We start from the raw sequence: 15,424 nt of genomic DNA, 5'->3' as shown, positions 1-15,424 counted from the left end.
TCTCAACAGTTGAATTACCGGGCTGGCAGCACAAGGAAAGGTATCGAGTCCGATGAAACAGGTGATTCCAATTCCTCAACGAAAAGGACCGGCACTATGAAAATCCTCATGATTCTGACGTCTCACGACCAGATGGGCGATACCGGCCATAAAACCGGCTTCTGGCTGGAAGAATTCACCGCTCCCTACTACGTATTCCGCGATGCAGGCGCAGACATTACCATTGCGTCGCCAAAAGGCGGCAAGCCTCCGGTTGATCCCAACAGCGAGGCGGAAGAGGCCCTGACAGAAACTACCCGGCGCTTTCAGGCGGATGCTCGCGCCAAAGAAGCACTCGCCAGCACGAAAAAGCTGAGTGATGTTGATATGAACGGGTTTGATGCCGTCTTCTACCCGGGTGGTCATGGTCCACTATGGGATCTGGTCAACGATCATAAATCGATTGCCCTGATCAAAGCCGCCTACGAACAGGACAAGATCATTGGTGCTGTCTGCCACGCGCCAGCGGTCTTCAAAAACGTGGAGATCAAACCAGGGCAGAACCTGGTTGGGGGAAGGAAAGTGACAGGCTTCAGCAACAGCGAAGAGGAAGCCGTTGGCCTAGCAAAGATCGTACCTTTCCTGCTCGAAGACATGCTCAAGGAAAATACCGCCACCTACTCCAGGGGCGACGACTGGGCGCCACATATTGTGGTGGATGGAAAGCTGATTACAGGGCAGAACCCGGCCTCATCCGAGGGTGCTGCCAAGGCAGTGGTTCAGGCTTTACAGGAAGACTGAAATCCACAGCCCACCCCCTGGCGCGGCCCCTTGCCCCGTCAGGGGCTTGCCACTCATGTAATCTCCCGCCAATTAAGCACCAACATGCGCCAGTCTGTGCTAACGTTTTGAAGAACATCTCAAGAGGCTGGCCTTTTTCATGAGTAATCCAAAACACACCCTTTTCTGGATGACCTTTTTCCTCGCGATTGTTGCGATTGTTGGCGTGTTGGTCCACAAGCCCCTGATAACTGCATTTATGGCAAACTGGGTCTTCAACCTGTTGATTGTCGGGGTCCTGTTTGTCGGCATTGGCCTGACCTATCGCCAGGTATTTGTCTTGTTTCCCGAACTGCGCTGGATCTCCCAGTTCCGCACCGGACATTCCGGCCTGTCTGTGCTGGAGGAGCCCCGTTTGCTCAAGCCTTTGGCGCGACAGCTGGGCGAAGAATCCAAGCGGGACCGCTTTACCCTCTCAACCCTTTCACTGCGCACAGTTCTGGATGGCATTCATTCCAGAATGGACGAACAACGGGAAATAACCCGATACTTCATAAACCTTCTGGTTTTTCTGGGACTTTTGGGCACATTCTGGGGTTTGCTGGGCACCATCAATGCGGTTGGTGAGGTAATTACCAATCTGGATATGGGCCAGGGTGATTTTGGTAAGGTGTTTGCAAACCTTCAGACAGGCTTGTTAACGCCCTTGCAGGGCATGGGTACAGCGTTCAGCTCATCGCTGCTCGGTCTTGGCGGCTCTCTGATACTGGGCTTTCTCGATATCCAGGCCGGGCATGCCCAGAACAGGTTTTATGACGGACTGGAAGAATGGCTGACCGGCGTCACCAATCTGGTCGATCCCTTTAACAGCGACGAACGCCAGCCATGATCGGATCCAGACGCCGAAGCCGGAGCACCACCAACGTCTGGCCAGGGTACGTAGACGCGCTCTCCGCCCTGCTAATGCTGGTTATCTTCATGCTGCTGATCTATGTAGTCAGCCAGCTGTTCCTGTCGCAGACCCTTTCTGACCGTAATTCTGAACTGGCTCGCCTGAACCAGAGGCTGAGCGAAATTTCTCAACTCCTGGGGCTGGAACAAAGCAAAACAGAAGCCCTGGAGCAGCAAATGCTCTCCGTTCAGAACAACTTCAGCGACAGCCTGGCCCAAAATGAAGAACTGCAACAACGCCTGGAGGCTTCCCGCAACCGGTTAATGCAGCAGACCGCTGATGCCGAAGCCCGGGCAGAAAGGCTGGCGAACATGAATCAGGAGCTGGACGACAAGGATGAACTCTCTGCCAGCCAGCAGAACATGATCCTGCAACTGTCCAGTCAGATCGCATCACTCCAGAACCAGCTGCAACAAATAACCGCTGCACTCAAGCTGCAGAAAGAAATGACGGCAGACAAAGAGGGGGAACTGGAAAATGTCAGCAGACGCCTCAATACTCTTTTGGCTGAGCGGGTCAACGAACTGGAACAGTACCAGTCTGAATTCTTCGCAAGGCTGCGAGACATCCTGGCCGCCAATGAAAACATCCGCATTGTCGGTGATCGTTTTCTTTTGCCTTCCGAGCTTTTGTTTGCATCCGGTTCCGCCCGCCTGGGCCCGGAAGGTAAGCAGGAGCTCGACAAACTGGCCAAAGTGTTGCTGGAGGTGGTCAAAACCATCCCCGCAGATCTTGAGTGGATTCTGCGCATTGATGGCCATACCGATCTGATTCCCATCAACACACCGCAGTTTCCCTCTAACTGGGAACTGTCAACTGCTCGCGCTGTGGCAGTCGTGCGCTACCTGGCTGCCCGGAGCGTGCCCGAAAACCGCATGGTGGCAGCAGGCTTTGGTGAGTTCTTCCCGGTAGCAGATGGTGCCACGCCGGCAGCCTTGCGGAAAAACCGGCGCATAGAAATAAAACTGACGGACCGCTAGCCCAACCCGTGTTCCAGAAGGGCATTGACGGTAATTGTGTAGGGGGCATCAATACCGAGTTTTTCAGAACGGCGGAGTACAGCCCCCGCGATGCTGTCCAGTTCCAGGGGGCGGCCTTTTTCTTTATCAACCAGCATGGAGGTTTTGATCGCGTTAAAGCTGCTGATCAGGGCGAACATCTCGTCAACGTCGTCCTTGCTGAGCTCAAGTCCATCAGCTTTTGCAGCAGCGGCAGTCTCTGCCATCATGCCGTACACAACGTGGCTGAACCGGGGGTGCCGGGTCAGGCTTTGTGTATCCAGACCTGTCAATGCAGAGATCGGATTAACACCATTATTGATCACAAGCTTACGCCATAGCTCGTAGCGAATGTTGTCTGAAACCGTTGCAGGAATGCCTGCCTTGTCAAAAGCATTCTGCAGGATTTCCAGTACCGGGCGCCGGGCATCCTGTGCCTCTGGTACAGAAGGCCACTCACCCATAACAATCTGGGCAACGCCTTCGGCTTCCACGACTCCTGGCTCAACAATATGGCCGCCAATACGTACCGCTAACCCACCCAGAACACGGCTTTCACCAAGTGCCCGGGCAATCATGGGTTCGTTATCTACTCCATTCTGCAACGACAAAACCAACACATCACTTTGCCCCAGCCAGGGGCTTAGCTCATCCAGCACGGCTTTTGTCGCAGTGGATTTGAGAGCAATGACAATCACATCAAAATCGCCAGACTGATAGTTCTGCACCAGGGTTGTGTGATCAACAGCAGGCACCTGGCACTCCATCACTCGTCCTTCGTAGTGAACGGTCAGGCCCTTTTTCTGCAGGGCAGCAAGATGCTCGCCACGAGCCGTAAGCACAACCCGGTGTCCCGCCTCAGCCAGCCTTGCGCCGTAATAACCACCAATCCCCCCGGCGCCAATCATGAGTATATTCAGCATAATAAAAAGGCCTCTTTATCCACTCGTCCCGAAGAAATCACATTACAGATTCTTCGTATCCACAGCCCAAGCTCATCAGACAGATGGTGTGAAATTTATCACAGAGCTGACGCTCCTGCTTTCACGCACCAATTCAAAGACCTTGGTGGTCTTTTCCGGCCGAATTTCACCTTTCTCCAGATAACCGGAGAGCTCCGTCCGGATTTTTACGTCTTTTCGCATCGCGTGCAGTTGGTGCAGCATACCAGCTCATTTCGTGACATTATTAGTCTGGATTATCCCACTAAATCAAGAGAGGACACTTGTTCATGGCTTTGTTCAGCCAGAAGAAAGCGCAGGAACAACTAGATGCCGAGGCAGAGAAAGTAAACCGCGCCGACCTGGAGACATTGCTCGAGCGACAGCGGGCTATTGAAGAAAAGGTCAAAAACAGTGGTAAACTGAACCGGTTCAGTGCCGATATCAAACTGATGTTTTCCATGCTCAGGGACTACTGGAACGGAAGTTACAGAGACATTCCCTGGAAAAGCATTGCCGCGGTTGCAGGGGCACTTATTTATGTGATGAATCCCTTGGATTTTATTCCCGACCTCATTATTGGCTTTGGTTTTCTGGACGATGCGGGCGTGGTTGCACTATGTTTGAAGCTGGTCGAGTCTGACCTGCACAAGTACGCAGCCTGGAAAGAGGTCAAAAAAGACGCCGGGCAATCAGCACAAGCGGATTGATTGAATTATGAACTACAGGTAATCTGACCGCCTTCACTATAAATCGTCAAACGTCCCGGAGAACATGTGGATTTCGCCACACTGATAGGCCTTCTTGGCGCCATCTTACTTATCGTAACCGCCGTTGTTCTTGGTGCGGCCCCCGATGTTTTCCTCAACTCTGCATCACTGCTGATCGTTGTTGGCGGGACAATGCTGGTTGTGCTCGCCAAATTCAGCATTCCGCAGTTCCTCGGCGCCTTTAAAGCGGCTGCCCGGGCCTTCAAATTCAAACTTCCGGAAACCCAGGCCAGTATTGAAGAGCTTGTGGAAGTTGCGAACATTGCCCGAAAAGAAGGGGCGCTGGGGCTTGAAGGGCGGGACGTCGCTTCTCCTTTCCTGAATAGCGGTATCCAGATGCTGGTCGATGGCCAGACCAGCGAAACCATCAAACAGCTCCTGGACAAGGAACGCCTGATGACTCTGGACCGCAACCGCTCAGGCTCCAAGGTATTTATGGCCATGGCAGACGTGGCACCCGCAATGGGCATGATCGGCACGCTGATTGGTCTGGTACAGATGCTCTCTAACATGGAAGACCCGAAGTCCATCGGGCCGGCAATGGCTGTTGCTCTGCTTACCACCCTGTACGGTGCGATGATTGCGACCATGATCGCCACCCCGATTGCGGACAAACTTTCCCTGCGCATGACCGAAGAGGCTCGCCTGCAAATGCTTTACACCGATGCATTGGTGGCCATTCAGCAGGGCACAAACCCGCGTATTATCGAACAGATGCTTTCCAGCTACCTGCCCCCGAACAAGCGAGACAAAGCGCCTGATGCAGAGGCCACCAGCGGATAAGCCCCATGGACGAGATGCCAGAAGAGGAAAAACCGGGCATTCCGGCCTGGGTTGTGACCTTTGCCGACCTGATGTCACTGTTGATGTGTTTCTTTGTGCTTCTGTTGTCGTTTTCCGAAATTGACGCAATGAAGTTCAAACAGATTGCTGGTGAGCTCTCAAAAGCGTTCGGCGTCCAGCGTGATGTACCGGCACTCGAAATCCCCCAGGGCACCAGTCCGATTTTCGACAAGTTTTCGCCCGCGCCTCCCGAGCCCACGCTGGTCAACGAAGTAAAGCAAACCACAACTGATCAGCAACCCGAGCTGCAGACCCTGAAAAGCCCTACAGACGAGGCGCTGGAAGCAGCTGCAAAGGAATTCCTTGAGGCCAGTACATCCAGCATTCAGGAAGTTCTTGAGGAGGCCATTGACGATGGCCGCATTACCGTAGAAAAAGATCAGGATCAGCACCGTATCGTTATACGGGTTGAGGAGAAAGGGTCCTTCCCCTCCGGCTCTGCAGACCTGACGTATGAGTTTGAAGGACTGCTACTGGAAATGGCAGAAGTGCTTGCTGAGATGCCCGGCAAGCTTATGGTTGAAGGGCACACCGACGATATACCTATACGAACATCCCGCTTCTACAGCAACTGGGATCTCTCCGCTGCCCGTTCAGCCGCTGTCGCAAACGTATTGCTGGCTACCGGCGATGTTGAGCCCACGCGCCTGGCAGTTAAAGGACTAGCCGATACCGAACCCAGGGTGGAAAATATATCGGCAGAAAATCGCGCGAAAAATCGCCGCGTTGAGATCATCATTGATCTCTCCGACCCCATGGAAGAGCAGGGAGTTCGGCTTCGGGAACTGATTGAAAAAGAGGCCGGCGAGAACGAGGCTGTCATTGACATACGCCCCGTCAGTCCGGATACGGATACTGGCACAATTACCTGGTAGGCCGGGCACGCCACTCCCGAAATTGCTCAAGCCAGGATAACAAAGCCGGAATAACCAGCAGCACCAGTACCGTGGACAGCCCCAGACCAAAAGCTATGGAGGTCGCCATAGGTATCAGAAACTGAGCCTGCAGGGAGGTTTCAAAAAGCAGAGGCAGCAAACCTCCGATTGTGGTCAGGGATGTCAGTAATACAGCACGCACCCGCTGAACCACAGCTTCGTTCAGTGCCTGATTGATATCCAGCCCCTTTTGACGCTGCTGGTTGTAGAAAGACACCAGAATGATCGCGTTATTCACCACAATACCGGCCAGACCAAAAAGCCCGAACAGAGACAAAACTGTAAGCTGCAACCCCATCAGCCAGTGGCCTAGCAAGGCGCCTACCAGGGCGAAAGGAATGATCGCCATCACAATCAGCGGCAGACTCCAGGATGCAAACACCCATACCAGCACCACATACATCAACGCTATGCCCACCAGCAGGCCGGTCTGCATATCCGCAATAGTTTCACGCTGGTCCGCTGCCCGGCCCTCAAAACTGTAGTGAACATTGAAACGGCTGGCGATGTCCGGCAGCGCGTCGGCCTGCAGGCTTTCAAGAATCTGTGCCGCGGTGCTGACACGGGTATTGAGGGCTGAGGTTACTTCTATAGCCAGCTTGCCATCCGCATGGCGTAATGCTTCAAACCCCTGGCGGTGATCAAGATTCATCACCTGATCCAAAGGCACGAAGCGCCCATCGGGTACTCGTACCGTCATACGGGAAAAGGTAGACAATCGCTCGCGCTGATCCCGCGGCAACTGAACCCGCACCTCGATTTCATCCCTCCCGTCCTGGTAAATCTGGGCGACCCGGCCATCAAACGCTGCCCGTAACTGGCCGCCAAGATCCGCGGTGGTAAGACCCAGGGCTTCGCCGTATGCACTCGCCTGATAAATCAGCTGTTCCCGTCCCCAGGGCATATCATCTTCCACATCCAGTACACCGGGCAGGGTCGATAACGCCTGAGTCAGTTCTTCTGCCGCAAGTTTCAGATTTCTTGAGTCATCACCGGTCAGACGCACGTTCACATCCCGGCCCGGCGGCCCCGACTGGCGCTCTGAAATGGCGAGATTATCCAGCCCGGCCGGCAGAATCATACGACTACGCCATTCAGTGATAAATTCAAGATTGCGTATCTGGCGCTGATCCGAGGGCACCAGTTCAATCATGATCGCGCCCTGCTCATCACCGGACCGGGAGCTTCCTCCAGCGCCCAGAGTCGCCCCTTCTGTGGTAACCGCGTGTAAAATAAGGTTGCCGCCCAGCGCTGCTTCCGTCTCATTCAACGCCTTCTGCATATCACCCATAAAGCGGTCTACCGTGGCACTGTCTGTACCCGCCACAAAGCTCACATTGGCGTAGAGCACTGAAGGTTCCGGGGTCGGAAAGAAATTGAAGCCAAGACGCCCGCCAGCAAGCAAACCAACGGTGAAGATGGCCAGAGCCAGTACGCTGGCCATGGTAATTCCCCGGTGTTCAAGGCTACGCCGGGAAAACCGGCGGAACGGCCCCTCACGAAAATGATCAAACCGCCGTTCAAAACCGTCACGAAAACGCACAACCGGATTCCGGCTTGGGCGTACCGGTTCTGCATCAGCTTTGCCCGAATTCCGTGGGCTGAATGCATGCCTCAAGTGCGACGGGAGCACGATGAAACACTCCAGCAGCGAGGCAATGAGTACACAGATCATGACAACGGGGATATCGCCCAGAATGTTGCCAATCACTCCTCCCACAACCAGGAGGGGCATGAAGGCAGCAACAGTGGTCAGAGAAGACGCCAACACTGGCCAGACCATGCGCTTGGCAGCTCCTTCAGAGGCGTAGATGGAGTCCTCCCCCATACGGGCATGGGCGTCTGCATCTTCGCCGACCACAATGGCATCATCCACAATGACCCCCAGCGCCATAATCAGCGCAAACAGGGAAATCATGTTGATAGAACCTCCGATCAGCCAGAGCACTCCCAAAGCGGCAAGAAAGGCGGTGGGTATCCCGACTGCAACCCAGAGCGCAACCCGGCCGGGAAGAAAGAGATACAACAGACAGACCACAAGAATCAGTCCGCTCAGCCCGTTGGTGGTCAAAAGAGAAATACGGTCGTTCAGCAGTTGCCAGGACTCATCGTAAACTTCGAGCTGCAAAGACGGAGGCAGCGTTGCCCGCGTATCATCCAGCCACGCTTCCAGAACCTTTGCTGCAGCGAGGGAGTTACCGTTTTCCGCTCTCTGGAGTTGCAGCTCTATGGCCGGAAAGCCGTTGCGCATCAAAGACACCTGACTGTCACGATCTTCCTGCCGAATCGTCGCGATATCCCCGAGGCGCAGCTGTACACGTTCATCGCTGAGCACAGGTACAGTCTCAAATGCCTGCGGGCTGCGCCGTTGCTCGACAGACCGCAGTTCCCGGGCTGCATCCTGCTGAGCCATAATTCCAGCGGGCAAATCCCGTGAAACCGAAGCCACCCGGTCGGCAATCTGCCCAAGAGACAACCCCAGCGTCTCCAGCCTTTCCACGGGCACATCAATGCTGATCTGCTGCTCCGGCAATCCGGTAAACGACACCCGGTCTATACCTCTTTGCAGCAACTCATCTTCATAGCGATAGGCCAGAGCCCGAAGCTCACTGCGCTCCATGTCACCAAACACCAGCAACCGGGCAACGGGTTCATAGCGCTCAACCCGGGCAACCTGAGGCTCCTCAGCGTCAGCCGGCATGTTTGTGAACTCATCCACCTGCTGGCGAACATCATCCAGTGCTGTGATCGGGTTAGTGCCCTCTTCAAATTCGAGAGTAATGGACGCTATGCTCTGGGCCGAGGTGGAGGTCATTTTCTTGAGGCCATCCAGACTACGCAGGCGCTGTTCCAGAGGGTTGGTTATGCCTTGTTCCACATCTTCTGCAGAGGCACCGCTCCAGACCACTTGTACACTGACCACGTCCAGTGCAAATGTAGGGAAAAACTGGATATTCATGCGGGTAAGGGCAAGTGCGCCGGCAAGCAGCATCATCAGCATCACAAGGTTGCCAGCAACCTTGTGATGTACAAAGAAACCTATAACGCCTTTTTTGCGCTTCATGGAGCAGAGCTCCGTTTATCTTCGCCAGCACTGGCAATGTCTACCTTCAACCCTGTCAGAGCATTAGGCAGATGAGTGACAACCAGGCTTGCACCAGGTTTCAGGGCCTCACCAGCGATCAGAAGACTGTGCTCGCCACTGGCAGAGATTACTTCGCCCACACGCTCCACAATGACACGTTGCATGCGGTTGTCGTCTGTAACCAGATACACGCTGTCTGCCCCATACAGGGCACTGAACGGAACGGCCAGGGTCCCGCTCCGTTCCGGTCGTTCCAGATTAACCGGTACCAGTGCACCCGGGCGTAAGCCCACTGTCTCTCCGGTCAACTCAAGGATCGCCTCGGTTCCGGCGGGATCACTGGTGCCGGCAAAACGCCCGAGCCGGAAGCGAAACTCCCGCCGATCCCCATAAGCATAAAGATCTGCACCCTCTTCCAGAGCACTGATCAGCTCAGTTCTATACCTGTTAGGCACCCTCGCCCGAAGCTCCAGCCCATCGCTGGCATAAACCGAGAGCAGTTTCTGGTTTTGTGTCACCTGATCACCCACGGCAACCTGAACGTCCGTTACAACACCGTCAAAAGGAGCTGTAACCCGGGACCGCTCAGCATCACGCTGCGTTGTTGCAAGCGTTGCAGCTGCCTGGGCCAGTCGGGCGTCAAGGCTTTGCAGCCGCGCGGGGTGCTCGTCGATAGCACGCTGGCGAATGCTGACGGTAAGTTCGGCTCTCACCGCTGCATCCGTTACGCTTTCCAGGCTCTCACGGGAAGCAAGGTTACGGCCTGCCAGGGATTGGGTACGTTCCAGCTGCCGGCGGGCATTGGACAGAATTGCCTGCTCGCTTTTCAGCGCCGCCTGATCATTGCCATGACGCACATGTTCAGCGCGTATCTGAGCCTCAAGATCGGCCACCTGGGCCTCCGCCTGAGCCAGTGCCGGCTCAATGTCCCGGATATCCAAAGCCACCAACAGTTCCCCGGAACTCACTCGCTGACCTTCTGCCACGGGCCGTTCTGCTATTCGCCCGGCCAGAGCAGCCACCACCGACAGTTTTTCCGGCGCAACCACCTCCCCATACAAAGGCAACACGGGTGTATGAACTCCGGGCTCAACGACTTGCACCTGTACCCGCCAGCTGCGCTCCGTAGCGCTCACTTGCGCAGGCTCCGGCCGGGTCATTTTCAGATACAGGAAACCCAGAACACCGGCTGCCAGAATAATCAGAGGTATGAGTCGTTTGGACATGGTGTATTGGCCAGCTAAGTTAAATACAGATCTGTCTCAGGACAGAGGTTATCAGTATGGTCTCTCTGGAAGACACCTTCGGGGTACAATAAAGAGTAATATGATGAATATTACCAACCGGACTCCGAACGTACCGCTCAGGAGCGCTATACGCCTTGTTTACAGAGCATCATGCCAACCTGCTCAGTGCAACCGCCATCAACTCTCTCATCGTGGTGTTCGTTGTGCTTATGCATCACGAAGTGCTTGTTCGCCTGAGCGCCTTGCTGGCTAAAATGCATGAAAGCCACCACTTCCGCCTGGTCATTGCTGTTCTTGGCGTGCTCATCGCCCACATGGCAGAAGTGTGGGTATTTGCCGGAGCCTACTTTTACATGCACCACGCAGACGCCTGGGGTTCGCTGACGGGTAACTTCAACGGCAGCTTTCTGGATTGCGTCTACTTTTCTTTCAGCACCTTCACCACTGTCGGTTACGGTGATATCGAACCCGTCGGTGACCTGAGGTTCCTGACCGGAATAGAAGGGCTCTCAGGGCTGGTACTGATTACCTGGAGCGCCTCATTCCTGTATGTAAAAATGCAACGTTACTGGATTGGCAGCTAAAACCACTAGATCCACCCCCGCCTGGCAAGCGTGTAGTACAGCAGTGGCACAACCAATACAGTCAGCAAGGTGGATAGCGTGAGCCCGAACACCAGAGAGATTGCCAGCCCGTTGAAAATAGGGTCATGAAGAATAAAGTAGGCACCCACCATCGCAGATATGGCTGTCAGGGCGATAGGCTTGATACGCACAGCGCCCGCCAGAATCACGGCCCGGTCCAGTTCAATACCTTCGTCCAGTAACTGCCGGATAAACACCACCAGCAATATGGAATTACGTACGATAATCCCGGCCAGAGCGATCATGCCTATCATGCTGGTGGCGGTGAACTCGCGGCCCAGCATGGCGTGTCCCGGCATGATACCGATCATGGTCAGCGGAATCGGCGCCATAATAACCAGCGGCAGGATATATGAACGGAACTGGGCGACCAGCAGCACAAAAATCATGAATATGCCCACGCTGTATGCAGCCCCCATGTCCCGGAAAGTCTCATAGGTAATCTGCCACTCACCGTCCCACTTGAGCGTGCCTTTTTCCGGTAACGGTGGCTGATCGATAAAGAACTGCCCGGGCGCGCCTTCCTGCTGCGTCAGGCGCGATACCATAGCGAACATGCCGTACAGGGGGGAGTCCACTGCACCTGCCATATCCGCGGTTACGTAGGTCACCGGCAGCAGGTTTTTGTGATAAATGGCACCCATCCAGTCGGCTTCGCGCACCTGAGCAATGCTGGCCAGAGGTACCAGATTACCAGCACGACTGCGCACCTGCAGGGACATAAGAACAGCCGGCTGCGCCTTGTCGCCCTCGCTCAGAGTTACCCGGACAGGTACTGAGTATTTGGCATGATCATCATGCAGAAAGCTGACATTCATACCCCCAAGCGCCAGCTGCAAAACCTCAACCACCTGGGCCTGCGACACTCCATAACGGGCAGCCCTGGCACGATCCACAGCAATTTCCCACTGGCGGGTTGGCGCTTCCAGCGTGGTATCTATATCTACCAGCCCCTCCACCTCAGCCATACCAACAGCTACGGAGCGAGCCAGCTCAGCACGTTGACCCGCATCCGCACCATAGATCTCTGCAACCACTGGCGACAGCACCGGAGGTCCCGGTGGCACTTCAACAATTTTTACGCTGGCACCATACCGGTTGGCAATGGCGAGCAACGGTTCCCGTAACGCCTGAGCAATATCATGTGACTGGCGGGATCGCTCGCCCTCATCACTGAGGTTAACCTGAATGTCGCCCTGGTATGGGTCGCTGCGAAGGTAATACTGGCGCACCAGCCCGTTGAAGTTAATGGGCGCGGCAGTGCCTGCATAGCTCTGCCAGCTGGTTACTTCACCGACGCTCTCCAGATAGTGCCCCATTTCCATAAGTACCCGTTGGGTCTGCTCAACTGGCGTGCGTTCAGGCATATCAACGACAACCTGAAGCTCCGATTTATTATCGAAAGGAAGCATTTTCATGATGACCGCCTGAAACACTGGCAATGAGGACGCGGCCAGCGTCAACAGAATTACCACGAGTGCAAGCAGTCGCCGGCGCCAGCGGTGGTCGCCCAGGAATGGCGCAAGCATGCCGCCGAAAATTCTCAAGGATACTGGGCTGACACCATCAGCTGAGCTACCTGCCTCACCAGCCTCTGGTGCAGCTACGCCTCTCTGATGCTTCAGTAACCGGAACGCCAGCCATGGAGCAACCACAAAGGCTACGACCTGGGACAGCACCATACCGGCAGACGCATTGATGGGGATAGGACTCATATAGGGCCCCATCAGGCCCGTTACAAATGCCATGGGTAGCAATGCGGCCATAATGGTCAGGCTGGCCATAATGGTGGGCGTGCCTACTTCATCTACTGCCACCGGTATGATTTCCCGCACCGGATGGTTGGAGTTGCGGATCCGGCGACTGATGTTTTCAGTTATCACGATGCCATCGTCTACCAGAATACCAATAGAAAATATCAGCGCGAACAGAGAAACGCGGTTCAGGGTAAAGCCCCAGGCCCAGGAAAATACCAGTGTGAGCAACAGGGTAATCAGGACCGCGACACCGACAATCAACGCCTGACGCCAGCCCATGGCAATCAACACCAGCAATACCACGCAAAGGGTAGCGGATATCAAATCGGAAATGAGCTTCCGTGCTTTGACAGAAGCTGTGTCGCCATAGTCCCGGGTGACAATAACCTCTACACCCTCCGGCAGGGCGCGGTTGCGAATCTGGTCCAGCCTCTGTTTGACAGCACTGGTGATATCCACAGCGTTCTGCCCGGGCTTCTTGGCGATTGCCAGCGTTACTGCAGGGTAGACATCGCCAGGCCTACCGGCATTACCGGCGCCCGCTGCCGGCCCGAAGCCTGTCATGACACTCTGGTCCACAACCGTTCCGCCACGACTGACGGTTGCCACATCATCCAGATGCACCGCAGCGCCGGAGTGCATACCAACAACAAGCTGGCGCACATCGCCTACGCTTTCCAGCAAGGTACCGACCTGTACTGGAACAGAGAGATTATCCCGGGTAATACGGGCTTCCTGACTGCTGCTGTTAGCCGCTCTCAGGGCATCGCGGATATCGCCGAGGGTAAGGTTAAACCCGGCCAGAAGAGCTGGGTCAAAATGGATGTCCACCCGGTCAGGCACGCCACCCACAGTGTATACATCCCGGGTTCCGGGCACGCGTTTGAGCGCCACTTCCAGCATGTGAGCCAGACGGGTGAGCTCCTCACCAGTATGACCACTAACGGGATCGTAAAGGGTGAGAGTCATTACCGGCACATCATCAATGCCTCTGGGCTTGATCACCGGCTGCGCGGCGCCAAGATCCTGCGGCAACCAGTCCTGATTGGAATATACCTGGTTATAAAGCCTGACAAGCGCTTCCTGCCTCGGGATGCCAACATCAAACTGTACAGTTACAACCGCCTGACCCTGGCGGGACACCGAATACACGTGTTTGACGCCGGCGATTTCACTCATCACCTGCTCGGCCGGGGTAGCGATAGCGCTTTCCACCTCCAGCGTGCTGGCGCCCGGAAAAGCAATCATGATATCCGCCATGGTGACGTCTATTTGCGGCTCTTCTTCTTTTGGCGTAACAACCACCGCAAGCACACCCAGAATGATGGACAGCAGCGCAAGCAGGGGCGTCAGATGATTATCCTGAAAAATCCGGGCAATCGCCCCGGAAGGACCGACCGGAGGCAGTTCGTGGCTCAATTCCTGACTCCCTCTCCGGAAGCATGAGCCCTTGGCAGGTTCAGACGATCTGTTCCAACCAGCTCAGCCGGGTGAATGACAACCTGTTCGCCCTCACTCAGGCCGGCCAGAACTTCCAGGCGGCCTTCCTGCTTCACACCGGTACGAACCTGCCGCAACCGGGGACGACCCTGATCATCCAGCACAAAGACGGCTCTCAGCTCACTACGGCGAATAAGGCTGCTCGCGGGTATCCAAAGAGTCTCCCGGATTGCAACCGGAACACCAACCTTGACCAGCATGCCAGGAAACAGGGATCCGTTGGGTTCCCTGAGGCGCATTCGCAGACGGAAAGTATGGGTAGCCGGATTGGCGTAGGGGTAAAACGTCATGTCGCCGGTTTCCAGCACCCGGCCATCGGCAAGAGTGACCTGCGCCTGGCGGTCGCGCCGGGCAAGGCCTGCATACTGCTGAGGCAGGTCTACGACAACTCTCAACTGCTCCAGAGACAGACCGCTAAGCAGGGGCTGGCCGGGGCTGACTGACTCGCCAATTTCCACGTGACGTTCAGTCAGTATGCCGCCATATGGCGCTACTATGCGGGTATAGCTCAACTGTTCCTGAGCTTCAGCCAACGCAGCTTCTGCACGCTCGAGGCGCGCCCTGGCTCCAGCCAGATTGTTTTGGGCCCGGTCAAATTCCTGACGTGAAACAAGGCCGCGCGCTTGCACGGCTTCAATCCGGCTGAACTGCTGCTGAGCATCCGCAAAGGCAGCCCGTGCCTCATCCCGGCCAGCCTGCGCCTGGTTGACGCGGGCGCGCTGCTCGCTGCTCTCCAGTTGCACGATCAAGTCGCCAGCAACCACAGAGTCATCCACATCAAACGGCAGCTTCTGAACTGTGCCACTGGTCTGTGCAGACACAGTGCTCTGCTGAACGGCTTCGATCACTCCATCCAGCACAAGCATTTCCTGCAACTCACCCCGCGCAGCAGAAGCAGTTTCTGGCCGGCCAGGTGTCTCGTCACCGGAAACAGAGCCTGCGCAAGCCAGCCCAAGGAAGATCGTGCCCAGTACCGCAATAATATGCTTCACC

General features: G+C 55.5%; 12 protein-coding genes. 7 read left to right on the top strand and 5 right to left on the bottom strand.

Going from position 1 to position 15,424, the window contains the following annotated elements:
• Positions 1-96: 96 nt before the first annotated feature.
• From CPA50_RS12570 to CPA50_RS12560, 3 genes are all read left to right on the top strand, one after another.
• Positions 97-780 carry a type 1 glutamine amidotransferase domain-containing protein gene (locus tag CPA50_RS12570; RefSeq protein ID WP_096782848.1) on the top strand — a complete coding sequence of 228 codons (684 nt, stop codon included), beginning with the start codon at positions 97-99 and terminating at the stop codon, positions 778-780.
• A gap of 139 nt (positions 781-919) precedes the next feature.
• Positions 920-1,648 (top strand): MotA/TolQ/ExbB proton channel family protein, encoded by a 729-nt coding sequence (locus tag CPA50_RS12565; protein ID WP_096782847.1) that lies wholly within the window; start codon positions 920-922, stop codon positions 1,646-1,648.
• Positions 1,645-2,691 (top strand): peptidoglycan -binding protein, encoded by a 1,047-nt coding sequence (locus tag CPA50_RS12560; RefSeq protein ID WP_096782846.1) that lies wholly within the window; start codon positions 1,645-1,647, stop codon positions 2,689-2,691. The genes CPA50_RS12565 and CPA50_RS12560 overlap by 4 nt, the downstream gene beginning before the upstream one ends.
• Here CPA50_RS12560 and CPA50_RS12555 read toward each other — a convergent pair.
• Entirely contained in the window at positions 2,688-3,632 is a 945-nt protein-coding gene (locus CPA50_RS12555) for a ketopantoate reductase family protein (RefSeq protein ID WP_227519630.1), read from the bottom strand. The two genes, CPA50_RS12560 and CPA50_RS12555, sit on opposite strands and share 4 nt — an antisense overlap.
• Before the next feature lie 308 nt (positions 3,633-3,940).
• Here CPA50_RS12555 and CPA50_RS12550 point away from each other — a divergent pair, with 308 nt between their 5' ends.
• The 3 genes from CPA50_RS12550 to CPA50_RS12540 all read left to right on the top strand — a co-directional run bounded on the left by CPA50_RS12550 (position 3,941) and on the right by CPA50_RS12540 (position 6,138).
• Positions 3,941-4,360 carry a YkvA family protein gene (locus tag CPA50_RS12550; RefSeq protein WP_096782845.1) on the top strand — a complete coding sequence of 140 codons (420 nt, stop codon included), beginning with the start codon at positions 3,941-3,943 and terminating at the stop codon, positions 4,358-4,360.
• 66 nt (positions 4,361-4,426) lie between these two features.
• Entirely contained in the window at positions 4,427-5,203 is a 777-nt protein-coding gene (locus CPA50_RS12545; protein ID WP_096782844.1) for a MotA/TolQ/ExbB proton channel family protein, read from the top strand.
• 5 nt (positions 5,204-5,208) lie between these two features.
• Complete coding sequence (locus CPA50_RS12540; protein ID WP_096782843.1) at positions 5,209-6,138, top strand: flagellar motor protein MotB; 930 nt, start codon at positions 5,209-5,211, stop codon at positions 6,136-6,138.
• Here CPA50_RS12540 and CPA50_RS12535 read toward each other — a convergent pair.
• Positions 6,128-9,262 (bottom strand): efflux RND transporter permease subunit, encoded by a 3,135-nt coding sequence (locus tag CPA50_RS12535; RefSeq protein WP_096782842.1) that lies wholly within the window; start codon positions 9,260-9,262, stop codon positions 6,128-6,130. The genes CPA50_RS12540 and CPA50_RS12535 overlap by 11 nt on opposite strands.
• Positions 9,259-10,509: an efflux RND transporter periplasmic adaptor subunit gene (locus tag CPA50_RS12530; protein ID WP_096782841.1), complete on the bottom strand. Its 1,251-nt coding sequence runs from the start codon at positions 10,507-10,509 to the stop codon at positions 9,259-9,261. The genes CPA50_RS12535 and CPA50_RS12530 overlap by 4 nt, the downstream gene beginning before the upstream one ends.
• Before the next feature lie 179 nt (positions 10,510-10,688).
• On the opposite strand from CPA50_RS12530, the gene CPA50_RS12525 reads away from it, so the two are divergent.
• Positions 10,689-11,114, top strand: a complete 426-nt coding sequence (locus CPA50_RS12525; protein WP_227519649.1) for a potassium channel family protein — start codon at positions 10,689-10,691, stop codon at positions 11,112-11,114.
• A 5-nt stretch (positions 11,115-11,119) separates the two neighbouring features.
• On the opposite strand, the gene CPA50_RS12520 is transcribed toward CPA50_RS12525, so the two are convergent.
• A complete protein-coding gene (locus tag CPA50_RS12520) occupies positions 11,120-14,350 on the bottom strand; it encodes an efflux RND transporter permease subunit (protein WP_096782840.1) in 3,231 nt (1,076 codons plus the stop codon).
• A complete protein-coding gene (locus CPA50_RS12515; RefSeq protein ID WP_227519629.1) occupies positions 14,347-15,423 on the bottom strand; it encodes an efflux RND transporter periplasmic adaptor subunit in 1,077 nt (358 codons plus the stop codon). The genes CPA50_RS12520 and CPA50_RS12515 overlap by 4 nt, the downstream gene beginning before the upstream one ends.
• Between the last annotated feature and the right edge of the window lies 1 nt (position 15,424).

This window comes from Marinobacter sp. ANT_B65, assembly GCF_002407605.1.
In the GTDB taxonomy this organism is placed as follows: domain Bacteria; phylum Pseudomonadota; class Gammaproteobacteria; order Pseudomonadales; family Oleiphilaceae; genus Marinobacter.
The sequence above is the reverse complement of the archived record's forward strand: the minus strand, read 5'-3'. Positions and strand labels throughout refer to the sequence as shown.